This window comes from Rhizobium sp. 2MFCol3.1 (assembly GCF_000377565.1).
GTDB lineage: Bacteria > Pseudomonadota > Alphaproteobacteria > Rhizobiales > Rhizobiaceae > Rhizobium.
The window spans coordinates 80,693-97,498 of record NZ_KB898373.1; the positions used below are offsets into that span (position 1 = coordinate 80,693).

General features: G+C 62.4%; 17 protein-coding genes. 5 read left to right on the plus strand and 12 right to left on the minus strand.

The genetic code is table 11. The features are described 5' to 3' along the window. Positions 1-51: 51 nt before the first annotated feature. Together D460_RS0127910 and ffh are read right to left on the minus strand one after the other, a co-directional pair. Entirely contained in the window at positions 52-372 is a 321-nt protein-coding gene (locus D460_RS0127910) for a chorismate mutase (RefSeq protein ID WP_018901910.1), read from the minus strand. A 16-nt stretch (positions 373-388) separates the two neighbouring features. Continuing rightward, complete coding sequence (gene ffh / locus D460_RS0127915; RefSeq protein ID WP_026283622.1) at positions 389-1,966, minus strand: signal recognition particle protein; 1,578 nt, start codon at positions 1,964-1,966, stop codon at positions 389-391. A gap of 317 nt (positions 1,967-2,283) precedes the next feature. Between ffh and D460_RS0127920 the strand changes: the two genes are divergently transcribed. Then, positions 2,284-3,291 carry an MBL fold metallo-hydrolase gene (locus tag D460_RS0127920; RefSeq protein WP_018901912.1) on the plus strand — a complete coding sequence of 336 codons (1,008 nt, stop codon included), beginning with the start codon at positions 2,284-2,286 and terminating at the stop codon, positions 3,289-3,291. Positions 3,292-3,824: 533 nt separating this feature from the next. Next, complete coding sequence (locus D460_RS0127925; protein ID WP_018901913.1) at positions 3,825-4,628, plus strand: exodeoxyribonuclease III; 804 nt, start codon at positions 3,825-3,827, stop codon at positions 4,626-4,628. An 18-nt stretch (positions 4,629-4,646) separates the two neighbouring features. Here D460_RS0127925 and D460_RS0127930 read toward each other — a convergent pair whose 3' ends face one another. After that, positions 4,647-5,102, minus strand: a complete 456-nt coding sequence (locus tag D460_RS0127930; RefSeq protein ID WP_018901914.1) for a cyclic nucleotide-binding domain-containing protein — start codon at positions 5,100-5,102, stop codon at positions 4,647-4,649. 2 nt (positions 5,103-5,104) lie between these two features. After that, positions 5,105-5,788: a response regulator transcription factor gene (locus tag D460_RS0127935; protein ID WP_018901915.1), complete on the minus strand. Its 684-nt coding sequence runs from the start codon at positions 5,786-5,788 to the stop codon at positions 5,105-5,107. Between the two features lie 172 nt (positions 5,789-5,960). Between D460_RS0127935 and D460_RS0127940 the strand changes: the two genes are divergently transcribed. Together D460_RS0127940 and D460_RS0127945 are read left to right on the plus strand one after the other, a co-directional pair. Beyond that, positions 5,961-6,482 carry a L,D-transpeptidase gene (locus D460_RS0127940; RefSeq protein WP_026283623.1) on the plus strand — a complete coding sequence of 174 codons (522 nt, stop codon included), beginning with the start codon at positions 5,961-5,963 and terminating at the stop codon, positions 6,480-6,482. Between the two features lie 150 nt (positions 6,483-6,632). Continuing rightward, positions 6,633-7,463, plus strand: a complete 831-nt coding sequence (locus D460_RS0127945; protein ID WP_018901917.1) for an aldo/keto reductase — start codon at positions 6,633-6,635, stop codon at positions 7,461-7,463. Between the two features lie 37 nt (positions 7,464-7,500). Here D460_RS0127945 and D460_RS0127950 read toward each other — a convergent pair whose 3' ends face one another. From D460_RS0127950 to D460_RS0127975, 6 genes are all read right to left on the minus strand, one after another. Beyond that, a complete protein-coding gene (locus D460_RS0127950; RefSeq protein ID WP_018901918.1) occupies positions 7,501-8,088 on the minus strand; it encodes a DUF2585 domain-containing protein in 588 nt (195 codons plus the stop codon). Next, positions 8,085-8,729: a septation protein A gene (locus tag D460_RS0127955; protein WP_018901919.1), complete on the minus strand. Its 645-nt coding sequence runs from the start codon at positions 8,727-8,729 to the stop codon at positions 8,085-8,087. The genes D460_RS0127950 and D460_RS0127955 overlap by 4 nt, the downstream gene beginning before the upstream one ends. Before the next feature lie 131 nt (positions 8,730-8,860). Further along, the gene (ftsY, locus tag D460_RS0127960) at positions 8,861-10,462 is read right to left on the minus strand and encodes a signal recognition particle-docking protein FtsY (protein WP_018901920.1); all 1,602 of its coding nucleotides are present in this window, start codon (positions 10,460-10,462) and stop codon (positions 8,861-8,863) included. Positions 10,463-10,477: 15 nt separating this feature from the next. Continuing rightward, positions 10,478-11,752 carry a tRNA (N(6)-L-threonylcarbamoyladenosine(37)-C(2))-methylthiotransferase MtaB gene (gene mtaB / locus D460_RS0127965; RefSeq protein WP_018901921.1) on the minus strand — a complete coding sequence of 425 codons (1,275 nt, stop codon included), beginning with the start codon at positions 11,750-11,752 and terminating at the stop codon, positions 10,478-10,480. Then, on the minus strand, positions 11,749-12,660 hold the full coding sequence (gene dapF / locus D460_RS0127970) for a diaminopimelate epimerase (protein ID WP_018901922.1): 912 nt from the start codon (positions 12,658-12,660) through the stop codon (positions 11,749-11,751). The genes mtaB and dapF overlap by 4 nt, the downstream gene beginning before the upstream one ends. 563 nt (positions 12,661-13,223) lie before the next feature. Next, positions 13,224-14,681: an NCS1 family nucleobase:cation symporter-1 gene (locus tag D460_RS0127975; protein WP_018901923.1), complete on the minus strand. Its 1,458-nt coding sequence runs from the start codon at positions 14,679-14,681 to the stop codon at positions 13,224-13,226. 523 nt (positions 14,682-15,204) lie between these two features. Between D460_RS0127975 and rplS the strand changes: the two genes are divergently transcribed. Beyond that, positions 15,205-15,753 (plus strand): 50S ribosomal protein L19, encoded by a 549-nt coding sequence (gene rplS / locus D460_RS0127980; RefSeq protein ID WP_018901924.1) that lies wholly within the window; start codon positions 15,205-15,207, stop codon positions 15,751-15,753. A 73-nt stretch (positions 15,754-15,826) separates the two neighbouring features. Here rplS and D460_RS0127985 read toward each other — a convergent pair whose 3' ends face one another. After that, on the minus strand, positions 15,827-16,270 hold the full coding sequence (locus D460_RS0127985; RefSeq protein ID WP_018901925.1) for an SRPBCC family protein: 444 nt from the start codon (positions 16,268-16,270) through the stop codon (positions 15,827-15,829). Between the two features lie 275 nt (positions 16,271-16,545). Beyond that, the coding region (locus D460_RS34030) for a transposase (RefSeq protein ID WP_018900532.1) at positions 16,546-16,806 on the minus strand (261 nt) is incomplete at its 5' end.

Consider the following 16,806-nt stretch of genomic DNA (forward strand, 5'->3'; position numbering starts at 1 on the left):
TTTCTTTACTCCTTGGATGTGTCTGAACCGCTTTTTCTTGAAGCGGCCTTGTTACTTTGCAGCAGCGCCGTTTTCGGCGTGGTCCGCTGCGATCTGCTCATGATGCCGGATGACTTCCTTGATGACGAAGTTCAGGAACTTCTCGGCGAAATCCGGATCCAGATTGGCATCCTTGGCCAGGTGGCGAAGGCGTTCGATCTGGTATTCCTCGCGCGCCGGGTCTGCCGGCGGCAACTTGTACTTGGCCTTGAGAACGCCGACCTCTTTGGTGCAGCGGAACCGTTCGGCCAGGATATGGACCAGCGCCGCGTCGATATTGTCGATCGACTGGCGATAGCTCAAAAGCTGGGCTTTGATTTCAGGATCAATCATAGTCTGGGCGACCCCTTCACTTCTTCTTTGGCAGGCCGGGAAGGCCCGGGAAACCACCGCCGAGGCCGGGCAGCTTGGCGCCGCCGAGACCTGGCAAACCACCGCCACCGAGACCCGGCATGCCGCCGCCCGGCTTGCCGAGGCCGGCCGCTTCCGCCTGCTTCTGCAAGGCTTCGAGCTGCTTCGGATCGATGTTGGAGAGATCGGGCATGCCGCCCATGCCGCCGCCAAGGCCACCGAGGCCCATCTTGCCGGCAAGGCCGCCCATCATCTGCTTCATCATGCCGCCTTTGCCCTTGCCGCCCATCATCTTCATCATGTCCGCCATCTGGCGGTGCATTTTCAGAAGCTTGTTGATGTCGGAGGCATCGGTGCCGGAGCCGGCCGCGATGCGCTTCTTGCGCGAATGCTTGAGCATGTCGGGATTGGCGCGCTCGGCCTTGGTCATCGAGGAGATGATCGCCAGCTGGCGACCGAACAGGCTGTCGTTGAGGCCGGCCGAAGCCATCTTGTCCTTCATGCCGGCCATGCCGGGCATCATGCTCATGATGCCGCCCATGCCGCCCATCTTCTGCATCTGGCGCAGCTGGTCGGCGAGGTCGTTGAGGTCGAACTTGCCCTTGGCCATCTTGGCGGCCATGGCGGCCGCCTTTTCGGCGTCGATGTTTTCGGCGGCGCGCTCGACCAGCGAGACGATGTCGCCCATGCCGAGAATGCGGTCGGCGATACGGCGCGGGTGGAACTCCTCGAGTTCGCCCATGCGCTCGCCGACACCGATGAGCTTGATCGGCTTGCCGGTCACCGCGCGCATCGAAAGCGCCGCGCCGCCACGGCCGTCGCCGTCCATGCGGGTGAGCACGAGGCCGGTGATGCCGACGCGTTCGTCGAAGTTGCGCGCCAGGTTGACAGCGTCCTGACCGGTCAAGCTATCGGCGACCAGCAGGATTTCATGCGGGTTCGACTTCTTCTTGATGTCGGCCATTTCGACCATCAAGGGCTCGTCGATATGCGTACGGCCGGCGGTGTCGAGGATGACGACGTCATGGCCGCCGAGCCGGGCTGCCTGTACGGCGCGCGCGGCGATATCGGTGGGCGACTGGCCGGCAATGACGGGCAGCGTGTCGACATTGGTCTGCACGCCGAGCTGGCGCAGCTGCTCCTGGGCGGCCGGGCGTCGCGTATCGAGCGACGCCATCAGCACCTTCTTCTTCTCGCGGTCGGTGAGCCGCTTGGCGATCTTCGCAGACGTCGTCGTCTTGCCCGAGCCCTGCAGACCGACCATCATGATGACGACCGGGGCAGCGGCATGCAGATCGACGCCCACGCCTTCGCCGCCGAGCATCTCGATCAGCTCGTCATGGACGATCTTGACGACCATCTGCCCGGGCTTGATCGACTTCAGGATCTCGGCGCCGACGGCCTTTTCACGGACGCGATCGGTAAAGGCGCGCACCACGTCGAGCGCGACGTCGGCCTCCAGAAGCGCACGGCGAACCTCGCGCAGCGCTGCGGAAACATCGCTTTCCGAAAGCGCGCCACGGCCTGTCAGTCCATTCAGAATGGATCCAAGACGGTCCTGGAGGTTCTCAAACATCGGCTCTTCCTTGTGATTTCCGGATAGGGAAACCTTGTGCTTTTCCTTGACGAAAACAAGACGCATAGCCAAAAAGCACCCGAGGGCGCATCGCGCTGTCGGGTGTGGACCTCCGGGATCGATTTATACCTTTGCGGGTCCCGGTCGGTGGCTCGAGTCTTGAAGCTCGTCGCAGATTGAGCGGCGGTAAACAGGAAAACGGCCGGAGAGTCAAGGCAATCAGGGGAAATAAGCGGTTTTCGGCCTTCCAAAACCCGGCACGGCAACCCAAATGCAGATGCCCGAACAGCATATCACGGCGACAAGGCTTCCACCGCATGGCAAACGCCAAACCCAAAAATCCCTACTATCAAGGCCCGGTCACCGACCATTTCGACGGCACCCGCTTCTTCAATCCCGGCGGCATCGCACCCCTTGGCTTTCGCGCCATGCTGCGCTGGCAGTTCAACGGCGAACGGCAAAGCTGGCAAAAACAGGTGCCAAGCCCCTTCCCGCAGGCGAAGCCCGAAGAGCGTATCGAAGGCGACGGCCTGAGGGTCACCATGGTCGGCCACGCCTCGATGCTGGTGCAGGTGGCGGGTCTCAACATCCTGACCGACCCCGTCTGGTCCGACCGCGTCAGCCCCTTCTCTTTCGCCGGCCCGAAGCGGGTGACTGCCCCCGGCATTCGCTTCGAGGACCTGCCCAAGATCGACCTCGTCATCGTCTCGCACAATCACTACGACCATCTCGACGTCGCGACGCTGAAGCGGCTGCAGGCGGCCCACAGGCCCCACTTCGTCACGCCCCTCGGCAACGACACCATCATCCGCCGCGCCGCACCCGATGCCAAGATCTCCGTCATGGACTGGGGCGACCGCATCGCGATCTCTGATGGCATCGCCATCGACGCTGAACCGGCGCATCACTGGTCGGCGCGCGGCACTGGTGACCGCAGCATGGCCCTCTGGGCCGCCTTCGTCATCTCGACGCCATCGGGCAAGATCTACCACGTCGGCGACACCGGCTTCCACGACGGTATCAACTATCGCGCGGCTGGAGAGAAACACGGCCCCTTCCGCCTCGCTATCCTGCCCTTCGGCGCCTACGAGCCGCGCTGGTTCATGCAGGGCCAGCACCAGAACCCCGACGAGGCCGTCCGCGGCATGCAACTCGCCAACGCCGCTTACGTCGCTGGCCATCATTTCGCGACGTTTCAGCTGACCGACGAGGCGATGGACGCGCCGGGGAAGGCGCTGGAAGTCGCGTTGCGCGAACATGGCGTGGCGCCTGAGCGCTTCCGGCCGCTTAGGGCCGGCGAGGTGTTCGATGTGCCGCTGGGGTAATCCTCGTTCGTTTTTGCATCCATGACCGTTGCATTCCGGGAGACGTGCTCAGATCCTCGGGACAAGCCCGAGGATGACGTCGAGAGTGTTTTCTTCTCATCAATTCAATAGGTTGCCGTCCGCCACCACAAACGCCACCGTCATCCTCGGGCTCGTCCCGAGGATCTAAGCACGGTCCCGCTTGCCCGACGTTAGTGGACACTTGGCGCCAGTTAACATGCGTGATGCCGCCATCAACGGCCACCGCCTGCCGCGACGGGTGCGTCAATGGCTGCCTTCGCCGCTTGCAGCCATCACCGTTGCGTTCCGGGAGGCGTGTTTCGATCCTCGGGACGAGCCCGAGGATGACGCCGAGAATCTTTTTTGTCTATTTATATCAATAGGTTAATGTCTGCCTCCACAAGCGCCAGCGTCATCCTCGGGCTCGTCCCGAGGATCTAATCACGGTCCCGTTTGCTCGACGTGAGTGGACACTTGGCACCACACGCCCTTTGCTCTAAAGCCCTTCCAACAGAATTGGAAAAGGCAGCGCAATGGGCTTCTCGATCACCACCTGGAACATCAATTCGGTCCGGCTGCGCATGCCGATCGTCGAGCAGCTCTTCCTCAAGCATCGCCCCGATATCATCTGCCTGCAGGAAACCAAGGTGCCGAACGAGCTGTTCCCGTTGGCGCCCTTGAAGGCGATGGGCTACGAGCATGTGATCATCCATGGCCAGAAGGGCTATCACGGGGTGGCGATCGCTTCGCGGTTTCCGCTGGTCGAGGACCACAGCACCGACTACTGCAAGGTCGGCGATGCCCGGCATATCTCGGCCGTGTTCGAGCGCGGCGGCAAGCGTATCCGCATCCATAATTTCTATGTGCCGGCGGGTGGCGACGAGCCGGATCGGGCGATCAATCCGAAATTCGGCCACAAGCTCGACTTCATCGAGGAGATGAAGCTCTTGAAGGCCGATGGCGAGGCCAACACATCGGCGATCCTGGTGGGCGATCTCAATATCGCGCCGCTGGAGCACGACGTCTGGTCGCACAAGCAGCTGCTGAAGATCGTCAGCCACACGCCTGTCGAGACCGAGGGCCTGCTTGATGTCATGAAGCGCGGCCAGTGGCTCGACCTGATGCGCCAGAATGTGCCGGAGACGCAGAAGCTTTATACGTGGTGGAGCTACCGCGCCAAGGATTGGGAAGCGGCCGATCGTGGCCGGCGTCTCGACCACATCTGGTCGTCGCGCGATCTCGGGCCGCACCTGCAGCGCATCGAGATTCTCAAGGAAGCGCGTGGCTGGGACCGGCCGTCCGACCACGTGCCGGTGACGGCGCATTTCGATCTCTGATCAGCTTGGAAAAGAGCCTCAGGCGAAGCGGTGAAGCTCGGCGGCGGCCTTGGCCGCCAATGCCGCGATATTGTCGCGGATGCGCTGCTGGATCAGCAAAGCCGCATCCGGATACTCCTCGATCAGCCGGTGAAACAGCGCGCGGGTGATGCGGATGATCGCCGTGTCCTCGCGGGCGATCGCCGTGAACTTGCGCTCGACGAGCGTGACCAGCGCAAGCTCCGACAAAAGCGTGCCGGACCCGACCACAGCCTGAACCTCAGGCTTGTTGTCGCGTCCGGTGTGGCTCAGTTCGACGCTGCCGCTGACGATGACGTAGGCGCTGTCGGCGGGAGAGCTTTCGCGAAAAAGCATCTGCCCGTTCGAGATCACGCGCCGATCCGCGCCGAAGGCGATCAGCCTCAGCTGATCCTCCGACATTCCGTTGAAGAGCGGAAGCTGCGCGAGCAGCTGGATATCGTCATTCAGCGCCATGATTACGGAACGATCTTGTAGCCGCCGTTTTCCGTGACCAGGATTTCGGCGTTCGACGGATCGCGCTCGATCTTCTGGCGCAGGCGGTAGACGTGGGTTTCGAGCGTGTGGGTGGTGACGCCGGAATTGTAGCCCCAGACCTCTTCGAGCAGCACGTCGCGGGTCACGACCTTCTGTTCGGCGCGGTAGAGATAGCGGATGATCGCCGCTTCCTTTTCGGTGAGGCGGATCTTCTGGCCGTTTTCCGTGGTCAGCAACTTCTGGCTCGGCTTGAAGACATAAGGCCCGACGCTGAAGGTGGCGTCCTCGCTCTGCTCGTGCTGGCGCAGCTGCACGCGGATGCGTGCAAGCAGAACCGCGAAGCGGAACGGCTTCGTCACATAGTCGTTGGCGCCGGCCTCGAGGCCGAGAATGGTATCTGAATCGGTGTCATGGCCCGTCAGCATGATGATCGGCGCCTTGAGGCCGCCCTTGCGCAGAAGCTTCACCGCTTCGCGTCCATCCATGTCGGGAAGGCCCACATCCATGATCAGGAGATCGATGGCCGTCGCGCGGGCGCGTTCGACACCCTTGGCAGCCGTGGATTCCTGGAGAACCGTGAACTCGTCATAGAGCGAGAGCTGCTCCGTGAGGGTTTCGCGGAGGTCGTCGTCATCATCCACCAACAAAATGGTGCGTGCTGTCATGCGGCTATGTCCCTCGCCATCTGGTCCCCTTACTCCTACGCCAACTTGAGGGTGTTGGCAAAGATCAGGATACCAAGCTGTTGTCGTATATGGTGCTATATGATTTCAATCATTGCCCCGGCAATTGCAAAAACATGTGAGAAACATGGAAAAAACAAGGCGGAAACCGTCTATACAACCAACGATCATCACGGTTAGACCCGCACCGGGGCAGAAAAGCCGGGCTTTGCTGCAATTCGGCACAGTCGTGGTGCCCGCGGCGGTTGGTCGTTCGGGGCGCACCACACGCAAGCGTGAGGGTGATGGGGCCACTCCGATCGCCGAAATGCGGCTGATTTCGGGTTTCGTGCGCGGCGAAAAAACCTCCGGTTTGCGAACGCGGCTACCGATTCGCCTTATCCGCGAGGACATGCTCTGGTGCGATCAGCCTGATGACGCCAACTACAACAGACCAGTCAAGGCGCCGTTCAGCAAAAGTCACGAAAAGATGAAGCGCGACGACGGGCTCTATGACGTCTGCCTCGTCATGGACTGGAACATCAGCTCACGCGCCCGCAATCGTGGCTCGGCGATCTTCTTCCACCTCATCCGCCCCGGCTACCAGCCGACGGAGGGCTGCATCGCCATTCACCCGCGCGATATGAACCGGATCCTGCCTTATTTGCGCAAGGGCACCGTCGTCAGGGTTTTGTAAGCCCGACGTATAGAGCAGGGGTGATATCGCGCGCCGCCTGACCTATATGCAATCCGACCGACGCCCGGGCTGAGAGGCGTTTCGGGAAATGGCGGGATACCCGCCGTTCAACACGCCCCGTTCCATTCATCGCTTTCGCGGAGATTTATTGTGGCACAGCAATCCATCATTACGTTTCACGACGGACATTCCATTCCCCAGGTCGGCCTTGGCGTCTGGCAGACACCCAACGACATGGCGGCACCCGCGGTGCGCGCCGCTATCGAAGCCGGCTATCGCCATGTCGATACGGCCGCCGTCTATGAAAACGAAGAGGGCGTCGGCGAGGGCATCCGCTCGTCGGGCGTCGACCGCAAGGACGTCTTCCTGACGACCAAGCTCTGGAACGCCGACCAGGGTTACGACACGACGCTGAAGGCCTTCGACAAGAGCCTGAAGCGCCTCGGCACCGATTATGTCGACCTCTACCTTATCCACTGGCCGGCGCCGAACCGCGACGCCTATGTCGATACCTGGAAAGCCTTCATCAAGCTGCGCGAAGAGGGCCGGGCGAAATCGATCGGTGTCTCGAATTTCTATCCTGAACATATCGAGCGACTGATTGCAGAGACCGGCGTCGTGCCCGTCATCAACCAGATCGAGCTGCATCCGGACTTTCAGCAGAAGGTGGCACAGGAAGCGCACAAGAAGCTCAACATCGCCACGCAGTCCTGGAGCCCGCTCGGCCAGGGCAAGCTGATCGCCCATCCTGCTCTTGCCAAGATTGCCGAGAGGCACGGCAAGACGCCGGCGCAGGTGATCATTCGCTGGCACATGGATAGCGGCCTCGTCGTCATCCCGAAATCGGTAACGCCGTCGCGTATCGTCGAGAACTTCCAGGTCTTCGACTTCAAGCTCGATGGCGACGACATGGCCGAGATCGCCAAGCTCGACAGCAGCTCGGCGCGCATGGGCCCGGACCCGAAGACGGCGACGTTCTAAGGATGTGAATTAGGGTTCGGGCCTGGAGCTTTTAGCTCTAGGCCCCGCCCTGCCAGGTCTTCACCGCCTCCAGCGGCCAGACCAGCATCAGCACGTTGAGCGTCAGATTGTCCCGGATCATGTAGCCGGTGAAGATCTCGAAGAAGATGGCGATCGTAACCGTCAGCCAGACCGGCGCGCGCCAGGCGAAGAAGAAGCCGATCACCATGAACACCGTGTCCATCGCCGAGTTCAGAATGCTGTCGCCGTAATAATCGAGCGAGATCGTCGCCGTGCGGTAGCGGTCGATGATGATGGGGGAGTTCTCCAGCAGCTCCCAGCCGGATTCGATCACCAGCGCCAGAAGCAGCTTCATCGCGATCGGTTTGCCGCGCAGCACCAGATGCGCAAGGCCGTAGAACAGGAAGCCGTGGATGATGTGGGATGGCGTGTACCAGTCCGACATGTGCTGCGAGTTGCCGCTGGAATTGACGGTGCCCTCCCACAGCTTGACGTAGCCGCAGGTGCAGATCGGCGTGCGCCCCATCAGATATTCGGCGACGATCTGCGCGATGAGCACGCCGAGGCAGGCGATGAACCAGTAGGTCTGATGCCTGGCTCTGTCAGTCGCCTGAAGCGCCGTCACTGGCCGGCCTCGCCCTCGGGCGCGATCGTGTGCTTCATGATCAGCGGCATCTGCGCCAGCGTGAACAGGATGGTGATCGGCATCGTGCCCCAGACCTTGAAGGCGACCCAGGTATCGTCGGAGAAATTGCGCCAGACGACTTCGTTGAGCACCGCGAGAAACAGGAAAAACACGCCCCAGCGAACGGTGAGCTTGCGCCAGCCTTCGGCATCGAGCTGGAAGGCGGCGTTGAAGACATAGCCGAGCAATGACTTGCCGAAGAGCAGTCCGCCGAGCAGCGTGAGGCCGAACAGCGAATTGATGATCGTCGGCTTCATCTTGATGAAGGTCTCGTCCTGCAGGTAGATCGACAGCGAGCCGAAGATCAGAACGACGATGCCCGAGACGAAGGGCATGATCGGCAGGTGGCGGAGCACGACCTTCGAGATGACGAGCGAAATGACCGTCGCCGCCATGAACAGCGCGGTCGCGACGAAGAGCGGGCCGCCGAGGGAACCCAGGACCGGGAATTTCTCAACCAGCCAGGGGCCGCGCAGATTGGCGAAGAAGAAGATCAGCAGCGGCCCGAGCTCCAGCGCCAGCTTGAGCATCGGGTGATGCTTGTCTGTCGCCGACGGGGTGATATCGCTCTCGGTCGTCATGAGGTCCCTAATCCGTTCCCAAGTCAGTTTTTATCGTCAGTCTTCGTCGTCAGTATTGGTCTCGGACGCTTGCGCGCCCTTGCGGGCATATCTGTGGCATCAATCGTGATCGGCGGCAATGGTGCGCACAATCAGCCCCGCGCGTCTCCGAGGCCCGCGATCGCATGGGCAAAATCCTCGGCCTCGAAGGGCTCCAGATCATCCACGCCTTCGCCGACGCCGATGAAATAGACCGGCAGCTTGTGCTTGGCGGAGATGGCGACGAGGATGCCGCCGCGTGCGGTGCCATCGAGCTTGGTCATGATCAGGCCGTTGACGCCCGCGACGTTGCGGAAGATCTCGACCTGGCTCAGCGCATTCTGGCCGGTGGTCGCGTCGAGCGTCTGCAGCACGGTGTGCGGCGCGTCCGGATCGAGCTTGCCAAGCACGCGCACGATCTTCTCGAGCTCGGCCATCAGCTCCATCTTGTTCTGCAGGCGGCCGGCGGTATCGATGATCAGCACGTCGCATTTCTTCTGCTTCGCCTGTTCGAAAGCATCATAGGCAAGTCCCGCCGCATCGGCGCCGAGCTTGGTGCCGATGAATTCCGACTTGGTGCGGTCGGCCCAGATCTTCAGCTGCTCGATCGCCGCCGCGCGGAACGTATCGCCGGCCGCGACCATCACCTTCAGCCCGGCGCCGGAAAGCTTGGCGGCGAGCTTGCCGATGGTGGTGGTCTTGCCGGTGCCGTTGACGCCGACGACAAGGATGACATGCGGCTTGTGGCTGAGATCGAGCTGCAGCGGCTTGGCCACCGGCTTCAACACCTTGGTGATCTCGGCCGCCATGATGCGGCTCACATCCTCGCCCGACACGTCCTTGCCGTAGCGTTCCGACGCCAGCGTATCGGTGACCCGCAACGCCGTCTCGACGCCGAGATCGGCCTGGATCAGGAGGTCCTCGAGATCCTGCAGCGTGTCGTCGTCGAGCTTGCGCTTGGTGAAGAGCGCCGAGATCTGGCCCGTCAGCTGCGACGAGGTGCGCGCGAGGCCGGCGCGCAGGCGCTGGAACCAGTTGAGCTTGGCCGGGGGGACGATGGTGACGGGTTCCGGGGCCGCGGTGGCGGTGGCGAAGCCCTTGGGGAGGATGGGGGCGTCGGAGTCGGTCGGATCCGAGGCGTCACCGTCCGTGGCTTCCCCCCCTACCCTGCCGGGCATCCCCCCCACAGGTGGGGGGAGACTTGCGGCGGCGTCTTGCGCCTCGATAGCGTCTTCGCTCTTGGCGAGGTCAGCATCGGGTTCATCCGCGCTGTCGTCAGCTGGTTGGCGAAGGTCATGCTCCAGCTCAATCCCCCCACCTGTGGGGGGGATGCCCGGCAGGGTAGGGGGGGTCTTTTCAACAGGCTCCGCCTCCGCCTCAGCTTCCAGCAACGACAACGGCACCAGCCCGACATCATCGGTCGCCAGCGCCGTCGGCAGATCCTCGGAAACCTCGTCCTCGGCAACATCCTCGCCATCCGCCGAAGGCCCACCCGCAGTCTCCATCTCCTCCGGCAACACCGGATCGACGGCAACAGGCAACGCGTCCACCGGTGCGGATGGCACCGGCGCCGTCACCTCGGCAGCAACAGGCGCCTCCGCAACCGGCTCGACCGCAACCTCGGCGGCCTTGGTCTCGACCGTATCCGGCGCCTGCTCTTCCGCCGTCTTGTCGGGGCCGAAGGTGAAGACCTTTTTGATGAAGCTGAACGCCATGAGAATTCCGTCAGGTCAGGCCGCGGAGGCGGCCGTCAGTTGCATGTCGAGGTGCTTGCCGTTGTGGCCGATGATATCGACCTCGACCAGCGCGCGGGGGCTTAGCCCCGCCGCTGCGACAAGCGTGAAGTTTTCCGTATGCGCCAGTCCGTTGTTTTCCACCAGCAGCCATTGCCGCGTGCCGACCATGCGATCGAGATGGGACTGATGCAGCATATGTCCAGTGGCGCGCAGCCGTGCCGCCCGCTCCTTGACGAGCGCCCGGTCGAGCTGCGGCATCCGTGCCGCCGGCGTTCCCGGTCGCGGGCTGTAGGGGAAGACGTGCAGATGCGCGATTTGCGCGTCCTCGGCGAGCCTCACGGCATTGCCGAACATCTCTTCCGTCTCCGTCGGGAAACCGGCGATCATGTCGGCGCCGATCGAGATCTCCGGCCGCAGCCGTCTGACCTCGTTGACGAAATGAAGCGCATCGGCGCTGGAATGCCGCCGCTTCATGCGCTTCAGGATCATGTCGTCGCCATGCTGCAGCGACAGATGCAGGTGCGGCATGAAACGCGCTTCGTCGGCGATGAGATCGAGGAGATGCCGGTCCGCCTCGATGCTGTCGATCGACGACAGTCTGAGACGCCGGATATCCGGAACCTGCTTCAGAAGCGTCTTCGCCAGCAACCCGAGCGTCGGCTCGCCCGGCAGGTCGGCGCCGTAGCTGGTGGCGTCGACGCCCGTCAGCACGATCTCGCGATAACCGCTTTCGACGAGCTTGCGCGCCTGATCGACCACCGATCCCATCGGCACCGAGCGCGAATTGCCGCGGCCATAGGGGATGATGCAGAAGGTGCAGCGGTGGTCGCAGCCGTTCTGCACCTGGATGAAGGCGCGCACGTGGCCGTCGATGTGCTTGACCATCTGCGGCGCGGTCGCCTTGACGCTCATGATGTCGTTGACGCGCAGCTTCTCTTCGGCCGAGACGCCGAAATCCGGCAGCGCGCGATAATTGGCGCTCGCAAGCTTCTCTTCGTTGCCAAGCACCGCGTCGACCTCGGCCATCTCGGCGAAGGTGTGTTTCTCGGTCTGCGCGGCGCAGCCGGTGACGATGATGCGGGCATGTGGATTGTCGCGACGCGCACGGCGGATCGCCTGGCGCGCCTGGCGCACGGCCTCGCCCGTCACGGCGCAGGTATTGACCAGAATTGCGTTGTTCAAGCCGGCCTTTTCGGCCTCGGCCCGCATCACTTCGGATTCGTAGGTATTCAGACGACAGCCGAAGGTGATGACCTCGACCCCGCTCACTTGGCTTCCGCCCCCGGAGCCTCGACCGCCTCATCGCGCTGCCATACGCCCGTGGTGGGATCGACGGTGCCGGACCATTCCCATTCGGCGGGACCGGTCATGACGACATGGTCGTCCTCACGCCATTCGATTACCAGCGGCTGCCGGCTCGGCGCGGTGGCGACATCGATCGTGACCTTGCGGCCGGTACGCCCGGTGCGCGCGGCCGAGACGCCGGCGGCACAGGCGGCCGAACCGCAGGCAAGCGTCAGGCCGGCGCCGCGCTCCCAGGTACGGGTGCGCAGACTTGCGTCGGACGTCACCTGCGCCAGCGTGATGTTGGCCTTCTCGGGAAACATCGGATGGTTTTCGAGCAGCGGTCCGAAGCGCTCCAGATCGAAGCTCATCGGATCCCTGTCGACCCAGAAAATCGCATGCGGATTGCCGATCGACATGGCCGACGGCGAATGCAGCACCGGATTGTCGATCGGGCCGATCTGCAGCTCGATGCGGCTGGTATCGAAGAACTCTTCCGCCAGCGGGATCTTTTCCCACTGGAACACCGGCCGGCCCATGTCGACCGAGATCGTCCCGTCCTCGTGCTCGGCGGCATTCAGGATGCCGGCGACGGTCTGAAAGGTGAAGACCTTCTGGCCTGTTTCGGCCGACAGCGCCTGCACCACGCAGCGCGTGCCGTTGCCGCAGGCCTGCGCCTTGGTGCCGTCGCAGTTGAGGATATCGATCCAGGCATCGGTGCCCTCGGCCTTCGGATCGTGGATCGCCATGATCTGGTCGAACTGGGTCTCAGAGGCCGCATTGAGAGCGATCGCGGCTTCGGGTGTTACCTTGTCCTTGCGCCCGCGCATGTCGACAACCAGGATCTTGTTGCCAAGCCCGTTCATCCTCGCGAATTCGACCGTTGCGCTCATTGTCTCATGTCCATGTGTGTTTGGGCTGTATATGGCGGAAATGCGCGGGAATTACCAGTGGCGGCGTGATCGGCCCATCCGCTCGCTCCGTCACCGTGGCGACGGGGAAAATTTCGCACCCCGACCAAGAAACATCGCGACATTATCAGCATGATAGCCGAATTCACGACGCTTGTTCATCCCCGTCACCCCCGATCGCCACACACTGGTGACGTCATTGGACAGGGAGCCGGGTTCGCGAACCGGTAACGCCAAGGTTGGCATCCGGCGTTCGGTGATGGTTGTGAAGAGGTGGTTCCAAGGCCGTCAGGGCCAAGGGATCATCCGGCAAGGAAAGGCCGAGAGACGCTCCTGTCGGTCCGGACGAACCGGAACCTTGAAGCAACCGGGCAGGTGGAAACGCCTGACACACATACCACTTGATACAATACCGCCTGCCCGTTCCCTTTTTCAGCCCGCTGCCGTCGCCGAGCTTTGCTCCGCGCGGGATTTTGTGGTGCCTGAGACGCGGGCAGTCACTTCGACTGCAGAGAAGAATGCCCGGCCGAAGCCGGGCACGCCATTTATCGCGAGGCAGCACCGACGGCGGAGCCGCGGGTGGTCATGCGCAGGAGATAGTAGACCCCGCCGCCGATGCCGACGCCGAAGAACCAGCCGTATGTGCCCCACCACTCCGGCAGAACAGACGTGAAAGTCGGCAGGATCGAGGAGAAGAGCGCGCCGATCGCGAACGCGATGAAGGCGTTGACGTGCCAGCCGCTCTGGAAGCGGAATTCGCCGTCTTCGCGGTAGAGGGCCGCGACGTCGAGTTCGCCCTTCCGGATCAGGTAGTAGTCCACCATCATCACCCCGAAGATCGGCCCCATGGTCGAGCCGATGAAGTTGACGAAGTGGGCGGCTCCCGTCTCCCAGGGGGCGAATGGGTAGAGCACCAGCGCGATCAACGCCGCGATATAGCCGCCGCGCTTGAAGCTGATGTGGCGCGGGAAGACGTTGGAGAAGTCGAAGGCCGGCGAGACGAAGTTGGCGACGACGTTGATCCCGAGCGTCGCCACCGCGAAGGTGAGGGCCGCCAGAAGCGCCAGGAACCAGCTGTCGAACTTCGCCGAAATGGCTTCGGGATGCAGCAGCACCTCGCCATAGACGGTGAAGGCCGCCGTGGTCGTGACACCAGCCACGAGGCAGAAGGCGAGCAGGTTGATCGGCAGGCCCCAGAGATTGCCCTTTCGCAGCGTCTTCACATCCTTGGCGTAGCGCGAGAAATCGCAGAAGTTCAGGTAGAGGGCGGCGAAATAGGTGATCCAGGTGGCGGCGACAGCGGCGAGCGCAGGGAAGGTGCCCGGTTCATAGGGAACGCCGGCATCCTTGGTCTTTTCGATCAGCACGTCACGCGGGATTTCGGCTCCGAAGGAGAACGTGCCGGCCTTGACGACGAGATAGACGGCCAAGACAAGCATCATGATCCAGACGGCCGGTCCGGCCCAATCCTGGAACTTGCGCACCGTTTCCATGCCGCGCTGGATGATCAGGAGTTGCAGCGCCCAGACGATGACGTAGCAGATCACCTCCAGCGTCGAGTGGCCGAGGAAATGGCTGTTCTGGTGAAAGGCGAGAATGCTCTCGTTGCGGATCAGCAGCGCCACGATGGCGCCCGAGGCGGCCGCCGTCTGCGCGCCATACCAGAAGCAGGCGACGACCGCGCGCACCAGCGCCGGCGCATTGGCGCCAAAGGTGCCGAAGGAGGCGCGGGCCAGCACCGGGAACGGCACACCCGTCTTGACGCCGGCATTGCCGACGAGGCTCATCAGCACGAAGATGACAAGCGAGCCGAGACCGATGGCGATGACGAAATTGATGAAGCTGCCGCACAGAAGAAAAAGACTGGCGGCGAGATAATAGCCCCACAGGCTGTGAACGTCCGAGGTCCAGACGTTGAAAATGCTGAAGGCGCCCCACTTCCTCTCCCGAGCGGGCGCCAGATCCTCGTTGTACAACGAGGGCGACGGATTGCCAGATGTCATGTAATCCCCTCCTAGGATTCGCGGGCCACAAAATGGCCACAATCGAACTTGCTCCCGATTTGGGCATTTGACAAATATTTAATCAAATAATGCACAGGGGGACCGAGGACCCCTCTGCACGTGGTATAAAGACCCCTCCCCAACCCCTCCCCACGAGGGGGAGGGGCTAACCTGTGGCGACCTCCCTGCCAGCTCGTGTTCTCGGTGCTTGTTGAAAGGCTTCAGTTTGGTGGGGAAGGTGCGCCCAGCAAGCCCCTCCCCCTTGTGGGGAGGGGTTGGGGAGGGGACTAAACGCGGGCCTGGGAATGACCCAATCACGACCTCCCGCCAATGAATCTCACGCGCAAGGGGTGACAAAGCCCGCGTGATAGAGTATGCGCACCCCCGGAATGGGAATCTCCCATCAACCAAGCAAAGAAAGACAGACGCATTCGCCCCTGCCTGAAGAGGCATAGACCCGAGGCTTGACCCAAGGATCGATCGCAGGGCGCTCTGGTTGTCGAACCAACAATGAGGTTGACACATGAACATCATTCAGCAGCTTGAGGCCGAACAGGTCGCCAAGATCGAAGCCAAGCGCACGCTCCCGGAATTTTCTCCTGGTGATACCGTCCGCGTCAACGTGAAGGTCACGGAAGGCACGCGTACCCGCGTACAGGCCTACGAAGGCGTTTGCATCGCTCGCTCCGGCGGCGGTCTGCAGGAAAACTTCACGGTCCGCAAGATTTCCTACGGCGAAGGCGTCGAGCGCGTATTCCCGGTCTACTCGCCTGCCATCGAAAGCGTAGAAGTCGTTCGCCGCGGTAAGGTCCGTCGCGCCAAGCTCTACTACCTGCGCGACCGTCGCGGCAAGTCGGCCCGTATCGTTGAAGACACCGGCGTTCGCGCCCGCAAGCTCAACGACGCCGAGCGCGCCGCTCTCGCCCAGGAAAAGGCACGTCTGGAAGCTGAAAAGGTTGCAGCTGCTCAGGCTCTGGCAGCCGAAAAGGCAGCACAGGAAGCCGCCGAAAAGGCAGCTGCCGAAGCAGCAGCAGCTGAAGCAGCCGCCGCGGCCGAGCCGGCAGCGGAATAAGCTTCATCCGCAAGGATTGACGAAAAGGCGACCTCCGGGTCGCCTTTTTTGTTTTGGTGGTGTGGTCTTCCCCCTACTCCGCAATCTCCGGCTCGATCAGCCGCGCCATGTTGCGCAGCGATTCCTGCCAGCCGAGGTAGCATGCTTCCGGCGGGATGAGGTCGGGGATGCCGGCCTGGGTGATGTTGATCTCGGTACCGACGGAGACCTTCTTCAATTCGACCGTGACTTCCATCTCGCCCGGCAGATTGGGGTCGTCGAAGCGGTCGACATAGCGCACGCGCTCGCCGGGCACGAGTTCGAGATATTCGCCGCCGAAGGAATGGCTGTTGCCGGTCGTGAAGTTGCGGAACGACATCTTGAAGGTCCCGCCGACGGTCGGCTCGAAATGGTGGACGCTGCAGGTAAAGCCGTTCGGCGGCAGCCACTTGGCCATCGCGTCGGCTTCGATGAAGGCGCGGTAGACCTTCTCGGGCTTGGTGGCGAGAACGCGGTGCAGGCGGATAGTGCTTGGCATGGGATGTTCCTCCGAAGTTGATGCGATGGTTGGACCCTAAGGACGGATGGGCGGTGGATGATCCGACATCCGATTGGGAATTTGTTCAAGGGGGGACGATGGCCAGTGTTTTACCGTGTGGCCCCCTCATCGCCTCGCTGCGCTCCGGCACTTCTCCCCGCTGGGGCGAAGGGGCTGGTGGCTGGCGTCGTGCGCCCTCACAACGCCTATAGCGTTTTGTTTTGGCTGGGACGGTGCCACATCTGCCCTTCTCCCCAGCGGGGAGCAACCATGTCTCATCCATTCACATATTTCGGCGTCCATTCGGTCTGCCTGGTGAGGATGGTGTTGGCGAGAATGACGAGTTTTCTGGCGACCGCGATGACCGCGCACAGGTGCTCCTTGCCGTTGCCGCGCAACCGCTTGTAGAAGGCCGCCAGATCCGGATTGTGCCGGCTGGCGGTGAAAGCGCACATGAACAGGCTCTTGCGCAGCCTTTCGCGACCGCCCTGGATCCTGCGCCTGCCGCGATGCTTGCCGCTGTCGTCATCATAGGG